Source organism: Pseudomonas sp. B20(2017) (genome assembly GCF_002113125.1).
In the GTDB taxonomy this organism is placed as follows: Bacteria; Pseudomonadota; Gammaproteobacteria; order Pseudomonadales; family Pseudomonadaceae; genus Aquipseudomonas.
Genome location: NZ_NEJP01000002.1, coordinates 195,955 through 213,438 on the forward strand (window position 1 = coordinate 195,955; position 17,484 = coordinate 213,438).

Annotated in this window: 12 protein-coding genes; 3 read left to right on the forward strand and 9 right to left on the reverse strand. The window is 60.4% G+C overall.

The features are described from left to right. Position 1 precedes the first annotated feature (1 nt). The 5 genes from CAF63_RS03905 to CAF63_RS03925 form a co-directional block, all read right to left on the reverse strand. Positions 2-1,819: an ABC transporter ATP-binding protein gene (locus CAF63_RS03905; RefSeq protein ID WP_085683487.1), complete on the reverse strand. Its 1,818-nt coding sequence runs from the start codon at positions 1,817-1,819 to the stop codon at positions 2-4. Beyond that, positions 1,812-2,414: a DsbA family protein gene (locus CAF63_RS03910; protein WP_178081263.1), complete on the reverse strand. Its 603-nt coding sequence runs from the start codon at positions 2,412-2,414 to the stop codon at positions 1,812-1,814. The genes CAF63_RS03905 and CAF63_RS03910 overlap by 8 nt, the downstream gene beginning before the upstream one ends. 35 nt (positions 2,415-2,449) lie before the next feature. Continuing rightward, the gene (locus tag CAF63_RS03915) at positions 2,450-3,400 is read right to left on the reverse strand and encodes a rhodanese-related sulfurtransferase (protein WP_085683489.1); all 951 of its coding nucleotides are present in this window, start codon (positions 3,398-3,400) and stop codon (positions 2,450-2,452) included. 117 nt (positions 3,401-3,517) lie between these two features. Continuing rightward, positions 3,518-3,817: a BolA family transcriptional regulator gene (locus CAF63_RS03920; protein WP_007950896.1), complete on the reverse strand. Its 300-nt coding sequence runs from the start codon at positions 3,815-3,817 to the stop codon at positions 3,518-3,520. Positions 3,818-3,829: 12 nt separating this feature from the next. Then, entirely contained in the window at positions 3,830-4,348 is a 519-nt protein-coding gene (locus tag CAF63_RS03925; protein WP_085683490.1) for a DUF2059 domain-containing protein, read from the reverse strand. A 193-nt stretch (positions 4,349-4,541) separates the two neighbouring features. Between CAF63_RS03925 and CAF63_RS03930 the strand changes: the two genes are divergently transcribed. Further along, the gene (locus CAF63_RS03930) at positions 4,542-5,936 is read left to right on the forward strand and encodes a class II fumarate hydratase (protein ID WP_085683491.1); all 1,395 of its coding nucleotides are present in this window, start codon (positions 4,542-4,544) and stop codon (positions 5,934-5,936) included. A 124-nt stretch (positions 5,937-6,060) separates the two neighbouring features. On the opposite strand, the gene CAF63_RS03935 is transcribed toward CAF63_RS03930, so the two are convergent. After that, a complete protein-coding gene (locus CAF63_RS03935; protein ID WP_085683492.1) occupies positions 6,061-7,020 on the reverse strand; it encodes a DMT family transporter in 960 nt (319 codons plus the stop codon). 213 nt (positions 7,021-7,233) lie between these two features. Here CAF63_RS03935 and CAF63_RS03940 point away from each other — a divergent pair, with 213 nt between their 5' ends. After that, positions 7,234-7,428, forward strand: coding sequence for a DUF6316 family protein (locus tag CAF63_RS03940; RefSeq protein WP_085683493.1), 195 nt, complete (start codon positions 7,234-7,236; stop codon positions 7,426-7,428). Positions 7,429-7,557: 129 nt separating this feature from the next. On the opposite strand, the gene CAF63_RS03945 is transcribed toward CAF63_RS03940, so the two are convergent. After that, positions 7,558-8,742, reverse strand: coding sequence for a thiolase family protein (locus CAF63_RS03945; RefSeq protein WP_085683494.1), 1,185 nt, complete (start codon positions 8,740-8,742; stop codon positions 7,558-7,560). A 102-nt stretch (positions 8,743-8,844) separates the two neighbouring features. Beyond that, entirely contained in the window at positions 8,845-10,359 is a 1,515-nt protein-coding gene (pap, locus tag CAF63_RS03950; protein WP_085683495.1) for a polyphosphate:AMP phosphotransferase, read from the reverse strand. A gap of 173 nt (positions 10,360-10,532) precedes the next feature. Between pap and mnmC the strand changes: the two genes are divergently transcribed. After that, positions 10,533-12,512 carry a bifunctional tRNA (5-methylaminomethyl-2-thiouridine)(34)-methyltransferase MnmD/FAD-dependent 5-carboxymethylaminomethyl-2-thiouridine(34) oxidoreductase MnmC gene (mnmC, locus tag CAF63_RS03955; RefSeq protein ID WP_085683496.1) on the forward strand — a complete coding sequence of 660 codons (1,980 nt, stop codon included), beginning with the start codon at positions 10,533-10,535 and terminating at the stop codon, positions 12,510-12,512. Positions 12,513-12,532: 20 nt separating this feature from the next. On the opposite strand, the gene CAF63_RS03960 is transcribed toward mnmC, so the two are convergent. Further along, positions 12,533-17,365, reverse strand: a complete 4,833-nt coding sequence (locus tag CAF63_RS03960) for an NEL-type E3 ubiquitin ligase domain-containing protein (protein ID WP_085683497.1) — start codon at positions 17,363-17,365, stop codon at positions 12,533-12,535. Between the last annotated feature and the right edge of the window lie 119 nt (positions 17,366-17,484).

The window sequence follows — 17,484 nt, forward strand, 5'->3', positions numbered from 1 at the left end:
CCTACATCCGCTGCAAATGCCCATACAGCTTGGCGTACAAACCGCCATCGGCAATCAGTTGCTGATGGTCGCCGTCCTCCGCTACCTGCCCACCGTCGAACACCAGCACCCGGTCTGCCTGCTTCACCGCTGACAGGCGGTGGGCGATGATCAGCGTGGTGCGGCCATTGAGAAACCGCGCCATGGCCTGGTGCAGGTTGTATTCGGTGGCGGCGTCGAGGGCCGAGGTGGCTTCGTCGAGGATCACCACTTTCGGTTCGGCGAGGATCATCCGTGCAATCGCCAACCGTTGCCGCTGGCCACCGGACAGCCGCACGCCGGAGCGGCCGACGATGCTGTCCAGCCCGTCCGGCAAGGCGCGGATGGTGGGCTCGAGCTGGGCGATTTCCAGTGCCTGCCAGCAGGCTTCGTCGCTGCGGGTCCGGCCCATGGTCAAGTTGGCGCGGACGGTGTCGTTGAACAGTGCCGGATGTTGCAGCACCACCGCGACGTTTTCCCGAACCGTTTCCAGGCCGATTTCCTGCTGGGTCGATCCACCGAAACGGATCGTCCCGGCCAGCGGTGTGTACAGGCCCAGCAGCAATTGCACGAGGGTACTTTTGCCACCGCCGCTGGCGCCAACGATCGCCACTTTCTCGCCGGGGGCGATGGACAGATTCAACTGATCCAGCACCAGTTCGTCGCCGTAACCGAAGCTCAGACCTTGCACCTGAATCCCGACAGTATCGCGGCCCTTGAACGGGTCGACGCCGCCGGGGTATTGCGGCTCGTCGGCGCGGGCCAGCAGTTCGTTGATCCGAGACAACGCACCGCCTGCCGCGTAATAGGCGTATTGCAGATTCAGCAGTTGTTCGACCGGGCCGATCATGAACCACAGGTAGCTGAACACCGCGAGCATCTGGCCGATCGACAGGTCGGAGAACAACACCGTCAACATGGCCGCCGCGCGGAAAATGTCGATGCCGAACTGGAACAGCAGACCACTGGCGCGGTTCGAGGCGTCGGTCTTCCACTGCGAGTTGACCGCATAGTTGCGCACTTCCTGAGCCCGCAGGCCGAGGCGTCCGAGGAAGAAGCCCTGCCGGTTGCCGGCGCGCACTTCCTGGATCGCATCGAGGGTTTCGCTCAGCGCCTGGGTGAAGCGCGAGGTGCTGTCGTTTTCCAGTTTCTTCAGGTGTTTGACCCGCTTGCCCAACTGGACGGTGGCGTAGATCACCAGCGGGTTGAACAGCAGGATCAGCAGCGCCAGTTTCCAGTGCATCCACATCAGGATGCTGGCGGTGCCGACCAGGGTCAGCATCGCTACGAGGAAACGGCTGAGGGTTTCGCCGACAAACTTGTCGAGGGTGTCGAGGTCGGTGACCAGGTGCGTGGTGACCGTGCCGCTGCCCAGGCTTTCGTATTCGCCGAGGGAAATCCGTTTCAGACGCTCGATCAGCCGCACGCGAATGCGATAAACGATGTCCTTGGCCAACCGCGCAAACAACCGCGCCTGCAACACGCCAAAACACAGGGCGCTACAGCGCAGGGTCAGCGTCACCACCAGCATCAGGCCGATGTTGCCCGCCGCTTGCTGCCACATCGAAGGCAGCACATGGTTCATGACTTTCAGCGCGGCATCGCCGTGGCCGAGCAGGACTTCGTCCACCAGCAAGGGCAGCAGCAACGGAATCGGCACGCTGCACAGCGTCGCCAGTACGGCCACGCCGTTGGCGATCCACAGGGATTTTTTGTGATGGAGTGCCAGTCGCCGGACTTCAGCCCAGCTCAGCCGGTCGACACGCTTGACGGCTGACGTGTCATCGGCCGGGTCAGACACAGGCCGCGCGCTCCAGCCATCGACCGAGCAACGGTGACAATTCACTGAGCGGCTGGTAGCCGTTGGTCAGCAACGCCAGTTGGCCGTTGCGTTCGGCGAGCAGGGTCGGGAATCCGGCGATGCCAAGATCCTGAACCCAACTGAAGTCGGCCTGGGTTGCCTTGTGCTGATCGGCATGATCAAACAGGGCAGCAAATTCGATGCGCGGGACGCCGGCTTTCTCTGCCAGCTCCACCAGAACGCTGGCCTGGGTGACATCGCGACCTTCGGCGTAAAACGCGTGCTGGATCAACCCGACCAGTTTCCACGCACAGTCCGGCGCCAGGCTGCGCGCAGTGACGATGGCGCGGCAGGCAGGTTCGGTGTCATAGACAAAGCCGTCCGGCAACGCGCCTTCGAATTTGAACGGCTGACCGGTGGCCTCGGTGACCGCCTGCCAGTGTTCGAGAATGTAGCGCCGGGTGGTCGGCTCCAGCGCCGAACCACTGCCGGTGCGCAATCCGCCGACCACCAGGTGCAGTTCCACCCCGGCTGCCTGCGCCTGCTCCACCAATGCCTTGGCCACCGGGGCAAATCCCCAGCACCACGAACACATCGGATCCATCACATAGAGCAGGCGTGCAGACATGATTAAGCCTCGGTGGATGCTTGCTTATCTTGCTTATAGTTGTAGCCGATCGGGTGCGGCATGTTGCGCGCTTTTGCCAGTTCGATCTGCTTCTGGCGGTCGATGGCGCTACGGCGAGTCTTCTCGCTCAGGGTGTCCCAGCAGTGCGGGCAGCTGATGCCGGCCACGTAATGCTCGGAAGCGCGATCCTCAACGCTGACCGGCGTGCGGCAGGCGTGGCACTGATCGTAGTCGCCTTCGCTCAGGTCATGGCGCACGGTCACACGGTTATCAAAGACGAAGCAGTCGCCCTGCCATTTGGTTTCTTCCTGCGGCACCTCTTCGAGGTACTTCAGGATGCCGCCCTTGAGGTGGTAAACCTCTTCGAAGCCTTCGCCCAGCATGTAGCTCGAGGCTTTTTCGCAGCGAATGCCGCCGGTGCAGAACATCGCGACCTTCTTGTGCACGGCCGGATCGAAGTGTTCTTTGATGTAGTCGGGGAATTCGCGAAAACTGGTGGTTTTCGGATCGATGGCGCCTTCGAAGGTGCCGATCGAGACTTCGTAATCGTTGCGGGTGTCGATCAGCAGCACTTCCGGGTCGCTGATCAGCGCGTTCCAGTCCCGCGGTTCGACATAGGTACCGACCTTCTTGTTCGGGTCGACGCCTTCGACGCCCAGGGTCACGATCTCTTTCTTGAGCTTGACCTTGGTGCGGTAGAACGGCTGCTCGTCGCAATACGATTCCTTGTGGTCGATATCGACCATGCGCGGATCGTTGCGCAGCCAGGCCAGCAGGCCGTCGATGCCTTCGCGGCTGCCGGAAACCGTGCCGTTGATGCCTTCTTCGGCGATCAGCAGGGTGCCTTTGATGCCGTTGTCGACCATCGCTTGCAGCAGGGGCTCGCGCAGGTTGACGTAATCTTCGAGGGTGACGAACTTGTACAGTGCCGCCACGACAATCGGTTGTGTCATGGGTATTTCTCCAGGTGGCTACCCTCGTAAAGGGTGAACCGGATGCGAAAAAAAACGCGCCGGGTAAGCGGCGCGTTGCGGATTCTAGCAAAAAACCTCAGTTCATTGCTGCAAGGCTCAATGCTTGCTGCCGCCGGCACAGGTCGGCGACGCCGGAGCGACGCCGGTCTCTGCCCATTCCTGCGGGGTGTAGGTGTGCAGCGCCAACGCATGGAACTCGCCCATCAGCTCGCCGAGCGTGCCGTAGACTTTCTGGTGGCGCTTGACCCGGTTCAGGCCTTCGAACTGCGCACTGACCACCACTGCCTTGAAGTGGGTCTGCAACCCGCGACTGTGCATGTGGCTTTCGTCCAGCACTTGCAGATGCTCAGGCTGAAGCAGTGCCAGCGTCGATTCGATGCGTTGTTGCATGGTCATCACGAACTCCGCTTACTTCTTCTTGGCCGGAGCAGCGCCTTTCGGTGCCAGCTCATTGGTCATGTCGTCCAGCAGCTTGTTGACCACCGGTACGGCGCTTTCCAGCTTGGCCTGGGTCATCTGGGCCGATTGCTGGGTCAGTTGGGGCATTTTTTCCAGGACTTTCTTGCCCAGTGGCGACTGGTAGAACGCGACCAGGTCTTTGAGCTCGGATTCGCTGAAGTTGCTGGTGTAGAGCTTGACCATGTCCGGCTTCAGCTTGTTCCAGCCAATGGCCTGGTCCAGAGCGGCGTTGGCCTTGGCCTGGTAGGTATCCAGTACGGCTTTCTTGGATTCCGGCGCCTTGGTCTGTTCAAAACGCTGGGCGAACATCTGCTGTACCTGCATGTACACCGGAGTGCCCAGCTTGTCAGCGTGTGCCAGAGTCAGGAAAGCTTCGGCACTGGCGTTGTGGCTGGCGGTATCGGCAAACACCTGGCCGCTGGCGCAAACCAGGGCAACCGCGGTGCAGATGGCACGAAGACGAGTCATCGAGTTTCCTTTTCAGCTAGGCGAGGTAAAACCCCAAGGGCGACCATTCTGCGCCTGAATAACGCTGCGGCTCAACCCCCGGCCCTTGCCGCGCTTGATTGGCGGGGATTTGCCGGTCAACAATCGAATGGAGGGAACCACCCGGGCCGACACCGGCCTAAACTGCGCAAACAGACCAACAGGAGTGTGCACGATGAGCCGTATCGAAACCGACAGCCTGGGCCAGATCGAAGTCCCGGACGACGCATACTGGGGCGCTCAGACGCAACGCTCGCTGATCAACTTCGCCATCGGCCAGGAACGCATGCCATTGCCGGTCCTGCACGCCCTGGCCCTGATCAAGAAAGCCGCGGCCCGGGTCAACGACCGCAACGGCGACCTGCCCGCCGACATCGCCCGCCTGATCGAACAGGCCGCCGACGAAGTGCTCGACGGTCAGCACGACGACCAGTTCCCGCTGGTGGTCTGGCAGACCGGCAGCGGCACCCAAAGCAACATGAACGCCAACGAAGTGATCGCCGGTCGCGCCAACGAACTGGCCGGCAACCCGCGCGGCGGCAAGACGCCAGTGCACCCCAACGATCACGTCAACCGCTCACAGAGCTCCAACGACTGCTTCCCCACCGCCATGAGCATCGCCACCGCGCAAGCGGTGCAGACTCAATTGCTGCCGGCCATCGCCGAGCTGTCGGGTGGTCTGGCCGAGCTGTCGGCGCGGCACATGAAGCTGGTCAAAACCGGTCGCACCCACATGATGGACGCCACGCCGATCACTTTCGGCCAGGAACTCTCCGGCTTCATAGCGCAGCTGGATTACGCCGAACGGGCGATCCGCGCGGCCCTGCCGGCAGTCTGCGAGCTGGCACAGGGCGGCACCGCTGTCGGCACCGGGCTCAACTCGCCCCATGGGTTCGGCGAAGCGATTGCCGCTGAACTGGCGGCGTTGTCCGGTCTGCCGTTCGTCACCGCGCCGAACAAGTTCGCCGCCCTCGCCGGCCATGAGCCGCTGACCACGTTGTCCGGTGCCCTGAAAACCCTCGCCGTGGCGCTGATGAAAATCGCTAACGACCTGCGCCTGCTGGGTTCCGGCCCTCGCGCAGGGTTTGCCGAAGTTCGCCTGCCGGCCAACGAACCAGGCAGTTCGATCATGCCCGGCAAGGTCAACCCGACCCAGTGTGAAGCGTTGTCGATGCTCGCCTGTCAGGTGCTGGGCAACGACGTGGCAATCGGTTTTGCCGCCAGCCAGGGTCATCTGCAACTGAACGTGTTCAAACCGGTGATCATCCACAACCTGCTGCAATCGATCCGCCTGCTGGCCGACGGTTGCAGCAACTTCCAGCAGCACTGCATCGCCGGGCTTGAACCGGATGCCGAAGTCATGGCGAAACATCTGGAGCGCGGGCTGATGCTGGTGACGGCGCTGAACCCGCACATCGGCTACGACAAGTCGGCGGAAATCGCCAAGAAGGCTTACAGCGAAGGCAAGACCCTGCGCGAAGCGGCGTTGGAATTGGGTTATCTGACCGATGAGGAGTTCGATGCCTGGGTACGGCCGGAAAATATGATTGAGGCCGGTGCCAAGGGCTGAGATCTTCAGCGTCTTTAAGTCAGTCTTCGCGAGCAAGCTCGCTCCCACAGCTGACCGCATTCCCCCTGTCAGGAGTGCGGTTTAATGTGGGAGCGAGCTTGCTCGCGAATGAGGTTGACGCGGTTTAACTGGCGGCCATCTTCATCCGCCGGGCCTTGAGCCCGGCAATCAGCGAAGGCCCCAGCGCCACCAGCGCCGACCCAAGCACCACCAGCACCGCCCCGCCATACCCCAGCAGATTGATCTGCTCGGCATGCACATACTCGGGCCACACCCCCGCCGCCACGGCCACCGCACCGAACGTCACCAACGGCGTGATCGCCAGCGTTGCGCTGACCCGAGAAGCTTCCCAATGCGCCAGCGCCTCGGCAAATGCGCCGTAGGCGATCAGGGTGTTCATGCAACACGCCAGCAGCAGCCAGCCCTGTAACGGGCTCAGTGACAGTGCCTCAAGCGGATGCACCCAAGGCGTCAGCAACATGGCGCAGAACAGGTAGATCACCATCATCACCTGCAGCGAATTCCAAACCGTCAGTAATTGCTTCTGCCCAAGCGCATAGAAGGTCCAGACGGTCGACGCCAACAGCACCAGTAACACACCAGCGGTGTAATCAGATAAAGACGTGAGCAACTCCGCCAGACGCTGATTGAAGAACAGCGTGAAGCCGATCAGCAGCACCGCCAGGCCAATGCCCTGGCCGATACTGAAGCGTTCCTTGAACACGAACAGACTGGCGATCAGCAACATGATCGGCCCCATCTGAACCACCAGTTGCGCGGTGCCTGGGCTGAGCAGGTTCAGGCCCATCAGATACAACACGTAGTTGCCCACCAGTCCGAGCACGGCCATCAGCACCAACCAACCGCCCTTCGGCCCGAGCACCTTGCGACTCGGCAACCGCCTGGTCGCCGCCAGATAAATGAACAGACAGCCGCCGGACACCAGCAGACGAAACCAGGTCACCGTGACCGGGTCCATCACCACCAGCACCTGCTTGAGCTTGATCGGCAGGATTCCCCACAGAAACGCCGTCAACAACGCCAGGAACATGCCGTACACCCAACGACCCGATGAAACGTGCATGAGAACCCCAAGCGCCAGAGACAGGAGCGCTCATTCTAGGCGCGAAGACCGGCCCGACACAGGGACAGTTGCGCTCAAGCCGCAAATGAAACTGTGCAGGTCGCAGCAGAAAGTTGACGATGGGCCGTTGATCGGCTGGCCGGGCAAGGTAAGTGGTTCAGGCATAAGCTCATTGGATCCAGCCCGGGACATCACTCACCAAGGAGACCCGTCATGTTAGGCATGCGCGCCCAGGACACCGCCCCCGCCACGCACTTTCGCAGCGACCGCGTGTGCCGGGTCAACGGTGAACTTTATTTCAGCACCCGGGAAAACACCCTCGAAGGGCCGTTCGACAGCCCCGAGAAAGCCGAGCAGGAAATCCGCGCGTACATCGCTCGGATGCAGTTGCTGGATTCCGGCAGGTAGATCCGGTCGCCCCATTCGCGAGCAAGCTCGCTCCCACATTCGATCACATTCCTTCAATAAGAATAGGGTCAACTGTGGGAGCGAGCTTGCTCGCGAAAGCTATCGAGAGAGCAAAACAAATTCCCGGACTTAGCGCACCGCTTCAAACAACCCGGTCGCGCCCATCCCGCCGCCCACACACATAGTCACGATCCCGTAACGCAGATTGCGCCGCTGCAACTCGCGCACCAGATGCCCGACCTGCCGTGACCCGGTCATGCCGAACGGGTGACCGATGGAAATCGAGCCGCCGTTGACGTTGTACTTCTCGTTATCGATTTCCAGTCGGTCACGGGCATACAGGCACTGCGAGGCGAACGCTTCGTTCAGTTCCCACAGATCGATATCTGCCACCTGCAAGCCTCTGGCCTTGAGCAGTTTCGGCACCGAAAACACCGGGCCTATGCCCATTTCGTCGGGCTCGCACCCGGCCACGGTGAACCCACGGAAAAACGCCTTCGGTTTGAGCCCCAGTTGCAGGGCTTTCTCCAGGCTCATCACCAGCGTCATCGAAGCGCCATCGGACAACTGCGACGAGTTGCCGGCAGTCACCGAACCGTCCTCGGCAAACACCGGTTTCAATCCGGCGAGGCTTTCATAGGTGGTGTCCGGGCGGTTGCAGTCGTCGCGACCGACAATGCCATCGAGAATCTGCACTTCACCGCTGTTCTTGTCTTCAACGCGGTACTTCACCGCCATTGGCACGATTTCATCGTTGAACAGGCCGGCTGCCTGCGCCTGGGCGGTGCGGATCTGACTTTGCAGCGAGTAGCGATCCTGCGCCTCGCGGCTGACGCCATAACGACGCGCCACCACTTCGGCGGTCTGGCCCATGGTGTAGTAGATGCCGGGGGTCTGCTGCTTGAGCAACGGGTTGATCAGGTGATCGGTATTGACGCTTTTCAGGGTCAGACTGATCGACTCGACGCCGCCGGCGACGATGATGTCGCTGCAACCCGAAGCGATCTGGTTGGCGGCGATCGCAATCGCCTGCAAGCCCGAAGAGCAGAAGCGGTTAAGGGTCATGCCCGCCGTGCCAGTGCCCAGTTGCGAGAGCACCGCCACGTTACGGCCGATGTTGTAGCCCTGGGCGCCTTCGTTGGAGCCGGCACCGACGATGCAGTCCTCGACGCTCGCCGGGTCGATGTCGTTGCGCGAGAGCAACGCATTGACGCAATGGGCCGCCATGTCATCGGGACGGGTCTGGTTGAACTTGCCGCGAAAGGACTTGGCCAGGCCGGTCCGTACGCTGTCGACGATCACCACTTCACGCATGGCATACCTCATTGTTGCAGTCGGTTGAGAGTGGACCGAGCATAAGTCCACCCAATCGCCGACCGCGACAATCATTCACCTCGCGTATGCGGGCCCATCGGTTCAGTCCTTGTGCTTTTTGGCTCGTTTGTCGGACTTCTCGAACGCGTCTTCCAGCGCACGGTTGATCGTGCGCAGCACCTTGACCCGGGCCCAGCGCTTGTCATTGGCCTCGACCAAGGTCCACGGGGCGATTTCGGTGCTGGTGCGGTCGACCATGTCGCCGACGGCGGCGCGGTAGGCGTCCCACTTGTCACGGTTGCGCCAGTCGTCTTCGGTGATCTTGAAACGCTTGAAGGGGATTTCTTCACGCGCCTGGAAGCGCTCCATCTGCGTGTCCTTGTCGATCGCCAGCCAGAACTTGACCACGATCACCCCGGCGTCGGCCAACTGCTCTTCGAAGTCGTTGATCTCGCCATAGGCGCGCATCCAGTCGGCGGTACTGCAAAAGCCCTCGACCCGCTCCACCAGTACCCGGCCGTACCAGGAACGATCAAACACAGTGAACTTGCCCCGCGCCGGAATGTGCCGCCAGAAACGCCACAGATACGGCTGCGCCCGTTCCTCTTCGGTCGGCGCGGCAATCGGCACGATGTTGTACTGACGCGGATCGAGCGCCGCCGCCACACGGCGGATCGAGCCGCCCTTGCCCGCCGCATCATTGCCTTCGAACACCGCCACTAGCGCATGCCGGCGCATGCGTTTGTCACGCATCAGGCCGGACAGCCGCGCCTGTTCGGTGATCAATTGTTCTTCGTAATCTTTCTTCTCCAGACGCTGATTCAGGTTGAGGCTATCGAGCAGGTTCAACTGATCCACTGATGAGCCCAGCGGCTGGGCGCTGACATCGTGCGGATGCACATCACGACGTTTCAGCGCATTTTGCAGGCCTTCGAGCAGGATCTTGCCGACCGTCAGACTGCGGTAGTACGGATCGACACCTTCGATGACATGCCACGGCGCGTAATCGCGACTTGTGCGGCGCAACACGCGCTCGCCGTACTTGACGAACTTGTCGTAGGTTTGCGACTGCTGCCAGTCCAGCGGACTGATGCGCCAGCTGTGCAGCGGATCATCCGCCAGGGCCTTGAGACGCGCCTTCATCTGTTTCTTGGACAGGTGGAACCAGAACTTGAAGATCAGCGCGCCTTCATCGCAGAACATCTTTTCCATGCGCTCGGCGCCGGCGATCGCCTGATCCAGACGCGGATCCTTGAACAAGCCATGCACCCGGCCCTGCAGCATCTGGCTGTACCAATTGCCGAAGAAAATCCCCATCCGCCCCTTGGCCGGCAGCATCCGCCAGTAACGCCAGGCCGGTGGTCGCGCCAGCTCTTCATCGGTCTGTTGGTCGAAGGTGCGTACTTCGATCAGGCGCGGGTCCATCCACTCGTTGAGCAATTTCACCGTCTCGCCCTTGCCGGCGCCTTCGATGCCGTTGATCAAAATGATCACCGGGAAGCGCTTCTGCTGCTGTAACTCGAACTGGGCTTCAAGCAGGGCTTCACGCAGGGCGGGCACGGCGGCTTCGTAGGTGTCTTTGTCGATGGCATGACCGATTTCAGCGGATTCGAACATAGGGACGGCTCCTTCCAGGATTCAGCAAGACTAGCGGATTGGGCTCTGACGCGGCACAGAAATTCCCGCCGGCGGCGGATTGTCCTTGAGTGATCGTCGGCAACGCTTGCCATGGATCAAGCGCCGTCTGCGTGATCGGCTAGAATGGCCGCCTTGTCGTTGCCGAGCCTGCCATGAAACCTGTTATGCCCCACGCCCAACTCGACTGGGATGACCAGGGACGCCCGCGTTCGCGAGTGTTCGACGATGTGTATTTTTCCGATCAGTCGGGGCTCGATGAAACCCGCTACGTGTTCCTCGAACAGAACCGCCTGGCCGAGCGTTTTGCCGCGCTATCGGCGAGTGGCCGACTGGTGATCGGTGAAACCGGCTTCGGCACCGGGCTGAATTTTCTTTGCGCCTGGCAGTTGTTCGAACAGCACGCGGTGGCCGGTGCGCGGTTGCATTTTGTCAGCGTCGAAAAATTTCCGTTGAGCCCTGCCGACCTGCAACGGGCGCTGGCGTTGTGGCCCGATCTGAAGCCATTCTCCGATCAGTTGCTCAAGCATTACGTTGCAATCCATCAAGGTTTTCAGCGCATTGTTCTGGATAACGGTCGCGTGACCCTGACGCTGCTGATCGGCGATGCACTGGAGCAGTTGCCGCAACTGGACGGCCAGATCGACGCGTGGTTCCTCGACGGTTTCGCCCCGGCGAAAAACCCGGAGATGTGGACTGCCGAACTGTTCGCCGAACTGGCGCGGCTGGCGGCGCCCGGCTCGACCATCAGCACCTTCACCAGCACCGGCTGGGTTCGACGCCTGCTGAACGCCGCCGGCTTCAAGATGAAACGCACGCCGGGCATTGGCCACAAGTGGGAAATCCTGCGCGGCGAATTTCTCGGCTGGCCCGAGGATATGCCGTTACCCGCTGCTGACAAACCGTGGTTCGCCCGCCCGGCTCCGTTGACCGGTGAGCGTCGTGCGCTGGTGATCGGCGCCGGTCTGGCCGGTTGCGCTACCGCTGCCAGCCTCGCGGCGCGGGGCTGGCAGGTCAGCCTGCTGGAGCGACATGGCGCGGTGGCCCAGGAAGCCTCGGGTAACCCGCAAGGCGTGCTGTACCTGAAACTGTCCGCCCACGGCACCGCACTGTCGCAGTTGATCGTCAGCGGTTTCGGCTACACCAGGCGCCTGCTGGAAACCCTGCAACGCGGCACCGACTGGGATGACTGCGGCGTGCTGCAACTGGCGTTCAATGAAAAGGAACGCGAGCGTCAGACGCAACTGGCGGCCGCGTTTCCCGAAGACCTGCTGCAATGGCTCGATCAACCCGAGGCGCAGGCCCGTGCCGGAATCGGTCTGGCCCACGGCGGTTTGTATTATCCCGAGGGCGGCTGGGTGCACCCACCTGCGCTGTGTCAGGCGCAAGCCTCACAGTCGGGGATTGAATTGCTCACTCACCAGGAAGCCGTGGAACTGCGCAAGGTGGAAGATCAGTGGCAAGCCTTCGACGGCGATCGATTGATCGCAGCAGCGCCGGTTGTGGTATTGGCCGGTGCCGCCGAAATCAAGCGTTTTGCCCACAGCGCAGACCTGCCCCTCAAGCGCATTCGCGGGCAGATCACCCGACTGGCGCAAACCACGCAAAGTCAGGCATTGGCCACCGTAGTGTGCGCCGAAGGTTATGTCGCACCGGCACGGCTGGGTGAGCACACCCTCGGCGCCAGTTTCGATTTCAACAGTGATGACCTGACACCGACCACCGCCGAACACCTGGGCAACCTGGCGATGCTCGAAGAGATTTCCAGCGATCTGGTTTCACGCCTGCACATCGACAGGAAGGATCCCGGCAATCTTCACGGTCGAGCCGCATTCCGCTGTACCAGTCCTGACTACTTGCCGATTGTCGGCCCCCTCGCCGACCGCGAAGCCTTTGCCAGCGCCTACGCCGCACTGGGCAAGGATGCACGACAAGTGCCGGATATTGCTTGCCCATGGCTCGATGGTCTGTACGTCAACAGCGGTCACGGATCCCGAGGGCTGATCACCGCGCCACTGTCAGGCGAACTGCTTGCGGCCTGGCTGAATAATGAGCCGTTACCCTTGCCTAGAAGTGTGGCCGAAGCCTGTCATCCGAACCGGTTTGCCTTGCGACGACTGATCCGGGGTAAATGACCGGACAACTTCAATCAGGATCAACCTGAGGGCAATACACAGGCATTGCCCTCAACCAGCCGTATGACTTGCTCGGTCAATCGTTCGAGCAAGGCACTTTCGGCCAGCTCCAGCCGCTCGGCACACAGGTTCATCTCACTCAGGTAGTCGGCCGAACTGAGTTCTTCCGACCTCTCGAACAACGCTTGGGCGTCCTCGTGATGAGGTAAACGGGCATCGTCGAACTGCTGTGAAAAACCACTTTTTACGTAATCGCTCCAGAAGGGCTGGCGGACAAGAAACTTCAGCCATTCGGGAGACAGTTCGGCGGACTGGATTTGATGGATGGCCCCCAGCAGGTCCGCCCCCTTTACGTTCGCGATTGACGCATAACGCATGTGCGAAGGTTGCCCGGGCAACTCGAGTGCTTCCGCCAGTCCTGAGCGATAGGCAAGGGCCACTTCCAGAGGATCGGGTGCCGTATGTGCCACGGCATGCTCCGCTGCAATCCTGTCCAGTTGTTCAAGACGGAACAGTCCTTTTGCCAGCTTGATCAGCGCAGTGGCCGACGGCTGCCGACTACCGGAAATGCGGGTTACCCGACGGACATGTACCGCGACCTCCAGATGGCTGAAGTTCAGCGCCGCGTTGTCCGTGCAATTGATCGGATTGGCCGCCAGATCGAAAATCTGCTGTCGCAGTTCAGCATCGGCCTGCGTGGCCTCCAGAACGGTCCAGACCCGACGCGACATGTCTTCGCGTACATGTTCAGAATCGGCAGAGTTACCCAGCTCCGCCAGCAGCTGAAACAGCCCCTGGGCCCCAGGATCGTCCTTGATCGCGGTCCATGTCTGCAGATGCCGGTTGCCCACCGCCCCTCCTGTTTCCGTCAGCCAGATAGAGCGCGCCAGGTTTTCATCGAGTCGCACGTGATCGTTATCCAGAACCCCCATTCCGACACCCACCGAGCTGCGATAGGCGTCAAGATGGACTTTACTGGTGTCGGAAATCGGGTTGTATCGCAAATTGATGGTTTCACTGAAACGTCTGGAGGTCTGAAAGAGCCATGCCGGAAGATCACTGATGTCGTTGTCACGCAGATCCACCTGTTTCAGGTTCGGCAGAAACTGCAACCCCTTGGGCATTTCCGTGGCACGGGTGTTACGCAAATAAAGGTGGTTGAGATCGAACAGCTTGCCGACATCCACCGTCGCCCCCAGACGGTTCCCGCTCAGGCTGAGGCTCTGCAACGTTTTGAGCCGGGACAACTTCAGCAGCGATTGCTCAGTCAGCTGGATCCGATTGTTTCCCATGCTCAAATGCTTGAGGTTCGGCATATGCGAGATGACCTCAGGGAGCAAGGTAATCTGATTGCTGTCCAGCGTGAGTGTTTCGATCTGCGTGAAGGCCTTGAGAAAGTAAGCGACATCGTTGTCGAGCTGCATGTTTTGCAGAGACAAGTACCTGACATGGTCAAAAGCCAGGCCGACCGGCAGGGTCGGCAGTTTGCCGAGTCGCATGCCATCAAGGTTCAGTCCATAGACCTGACGCTGAAATTCATCACGCTGGAAAACCAGGTGCCTGAAGCAGTCCTTGATCTCGTCAGCCACGATTTGCCGGCCATTGCGAACTTCATTCAGCTCGCCTCCCAGAGCCTTCATGGACACTTCATCTTCGCACCAGGTATCCAGCACATTACGCAGCCTGCCCAGGTCATCCTGCAACTCTCTGACGCGGATCGCCCGGGTCAGATGATCGCTGCCCGACCGGTCAAGAAAGTCCCTTGCCTGCTGGTTGGTGAACAACGGGAAAAGTCTTTTCACTTTGCGCAGCAAACGCCGAGGGTGAGCCTGCGGATCTACCGGCGAATCGGCGAGGGTGCATGCAGACTCGTAGGCCGGCAGTTCGAACGGTTCACCCGCCAACGCCCGGGCGCAGCCTTCACGTTCATCCAGAGCAGTATTCAAGAGATCAATGCGCAGGCGCCAGCCGTCCTCTGCCTTCGCCTCTGCATATCCAAGTGCCTTGCGTTGCCCGCTTGGAAGACTTTTCAGGATGGCCTGGTAGAGGGCGTCGGGGCCCTCCGTGACACGACCGAGCGACTTGGCATGGTCGTCGAATACTTCGTAGCCCCTTTTCAGTTTAACCAGCGTGCGGGCTTCAGAAGACGTGGACGGAGGTGGGCCAACGGATTCCAGGACAGAACCCTTGAGCGTCAGTTCCCGTAATTGAATCGGCATCTCCGGGTCCCAGCCACTGAGATGCGGCAACAACTGGATCGCCAGTTTTTCGGTATCGGGACTGGCAATGTCGGCCAGGTAAAAACCGGTCAACGCCCGCGCCACCCGTGCTGTGACCGAAGCCTGCCGAAGCTTTTGCGCCAGCCCCATCGGCACTCGCCCGGTAGCTCGCAGATGAGACCGCTCCACGCTGGGTGCCCGCCTGAGCAGCTCTCGCACATGACGTGCCGGCACATCGGGATAAACACTGCGCACTTGCGCAAGATTGTCAGGGCCGCCTTGATCATACTGTTGATACAAGTGGTCAAATACAGGACGGCGATCAGCCTTGACCTCTGCGGCCAGGATTTTTCCCAGTTGCGCGCCCTCATCTCCGGAGGTCGTACCGCCCCCCAGCAATGACGCCTTTTCCTGCGGGTCCATGCCGTCAAGAACCGACTTGAGAAGTTCGCCTTTATTCAGTTGTTCCTGGCTCACGATAATGCTCGCAGTGTCATCGTCAACCGCGTTGGCTGGATAGGTCGCCTTGATGTTGCCCCGACCGTCAATGACCTTGATGTAGCGATCCATCGGCCAGTTCGCAAGCCGGGGCAAGGCATGCAATTGTTCCTGGACATGTCGGGTGCCGGTCGCGTCTCCCCGTTCCATCGCAACGATGAATTCGTGCAGTCTGCGCTCCAGCCTGAAGCGCTCGATGGTGTCTTGCACATGAGCCGGAAGCAGGCGATTGTCCTCGCTCAAGCGATGCAGCTCATCGAATCGCGTGCCGCTCAACCGACGGATCATGTCCAGGCGACTGTCCTCGAAAGTGGCCAGCGCCGGATCAATGCGTTTCAACGTGTAGGCGCCAGTCCATTGCTCGGTAGGCTCCGATGAATGACGCCAGCCACCCTGCTGATTGTGCTCAAGTCTCGGGGTATAAGCATTTGCTCGCAGAGGATGCCGGATGTGCCAGGCTCCGGATACCGGATCCTGCTCCACCTGATACGTCCGACCGTCCATGCGGACGAAAACTTTTCCATCGATGCGATACAGTCCCGCAGCATCGGGTTCGAAATTCACCCCTGCCGGCAACGGTTGTTCGTATTTGCCGAGTTCGGTTTTCCACAGACGGGCCTGCCCCTTCCGGTCGAGAATCGAGGTGAACGGTTCAAAGAAGTCCGGATGCTTGCGAACCGTCTTGATCGCCAGTGATTTCAGGCCCTTGATGCCTGTGCCGACGGTGGCCATGAGCGCGATGTTTTCTGCAACGCTGAGCATGTGCGACAACGCTTCCTGGCGGTCGCCACGGCTCCAGTCCTCGACCCCCTCATAGACTTCGGCGAGCAATTGCCCCACCGCGACGCCCATCATCAACTGCCCGAGCACCGGCACGACCAATCCGGCCAGGTTCGCGACCGTCATGCCGATTTCCAGGTAGTGGAGCAGCCGCTTCTCGCGTTCCTCCTCATCGATATCGGCGGTTGGTACGGCAAGTGCTCTGGCGTCGAACTCCAGTTTGGCAACATGGCTTTTGAGCAAGTAGTCGAACAGCGAGCCAGCCATCGCCAACTGTTTGATATGCCCGCAACCCAGGTCACTCGCAAAGGCCCTGAAGAAATCCGCTTTGTCGGCCTCGCCCAGGCAATGAGTGAAATACGCCTTGTAGCTGTCGATACCCAGCTTGAAGCTCAGATACTCCGCGAACGCCGTGAAGCTTGAGTATTCGTACAGCGGTTGATCCGGCTCGCCCGGCATGTACACCAGACACCACTCATCCGGGTACAGCTCGACGGAGCGCTCCGAAAATACAACGACACCCCAGATGCAGCAGCCGTGTATCTCGATGCCCTGCATGATCAGGGGCCGGTCTTGATATCGCAGACTCTGCGCGTCGACGAGACCTCTCGCATCGATCAAACGCTGAACGGTCTCGAAGCCATCCCGAGTGATGTGATCCTTGACCAACGCCAGGTGCAGATCGAATTGCAGCAAGAGCTTCTTCAACGTGGAGATGTCACGGATCATCGGGCTACTGACAATGGTCTTGCCGTCGACTTCCTTCAACCCAAACACATGCTGAAAATGCCGCTGATACTGCTGCCCGAGATCCAGCTCGCGACAGAGTGCGGCAAACGCCGCCGGCGTCAGTCCCGGTACGCCATCGGGTTCACTGGCGACACGAATCACACTGCCCTGAGGAAAACCGTTTTCCAACGCCTCGTCTGCCGTGAAGTTCTGCATCGCTGCCTCCAGCAGCGTCAGTCTGGCGGGCCCGATGACCGGCGGACCACCGCCGGGCGGGGTCGTGGGTTCGCAGCCACAATCAGCTCCGGGCAGTTCCAGAACGTCTTTTTCGATATCAATCTCCCCCGGCCATCGCGCCGCCACGGCGTTGTTCAACTTGACGAAGCAAAAGTCGCGCAACGGGCTCAGCAGACTCAGATCGAGTTCGACCTTTGCCTGGATCACATGCAGCTCGCGAGCAGTCTGATCCAACGCCGCCAGAGTCGTGGCCGAGGAGTTCAGCAATCGGGGAGGCAAGTTTTTTTGCAGCACCCGGGCGCTTTCCAGATCACCAGTGGCTTCCAGCAAATAGGCCAGCACCTGTTTTGGTGTCAGAGGGTTTGACGAGGTTGTTTGTGCATTTGGCATGGCAATAGTCCTTTATTGCATATTCAGGCCAACACCCTATCGAGCCGAAGCATGGATGAAAAACATGAATACTTGCGCAATCGGGCCCTGAAACCAGCAGCAATTCCCATGTTTCATAT

Coding starts and splice junctions, on each gene's coding strand:
- pap (WP_085683495.1), bottom strand. CDS start 10,359: ATGTTCGAATCCGCTGAAATCGGTCATGCCATCGACAAAGACACCTAC.
- CAF63_RS03915 (WP_085683489.1), bottom strand. CDS start 3,400: ATGACACAACCGATTGTCGTGGCGGCACTGTACAAGTTCGTCACCCTC.
- CAF63_RS03935 (WP_085683492.1), bottom strand. CDS start 7,020: ATGCACGTTTCATCGGGTCGTTGGGTGTACGGCATGTTCCTGGCGTTG.
- CAF63_RS03945 (WP_085683494.1), bottom strand. CDS start 8,742: ATGCGTGAAGTGGTGATCGTCGACAGCGTACGGACCGGCCTGGCCAAG.
- CAF63_RS03920 (WP_007950896.1), bottom strand. CDS start 3,817: ATGACCATGCAACAACGCATCGAATCGACGCTGGCACTGCTTCAGCCT.
- CAF63_RS03910 (WP_178081263.1), bottom strand. CDS start 2,414: ATGTGTTCGTGGTGCTGGGGATTTGCCCCGGTGGCCAAGGCATTGGTG.
- CAF63_RS03925 (WP_085683490.1), bottom strand. CDS start 4,348: ATGACTCGTCTTCGTGCCATCTGCACCGCGGTTGCCCTGGTTTGCGCC.
- CAF63_RS03930 (WP_085683491.1), top strand. CDS start 4,542: ATGAGCCGTATCGAAACCGACAGCCTGGGCCAGATCGAAGTCCCGGAC.
- mnmC (WP_085683496.1), top strand. CDS start 10,533: ATGAAACCTGTTATGCCCCACGCCCAACTCGACTGGGATGACCAGGGA.
- CAF63_RS03940 (WP_085683493.1), top strand. CDS start 7,234: ATGTTAGGCATGCGCGCCCAGGACACCGCCCCCGCCACGCACTTTCGC.
- CAF63_RS03960 (WP_085683497.1), bottom strand. CDS start 17,365: ATGCCAAATGCACAAACAACCTCGTCAAACCCTCTGACACCAAAACAG.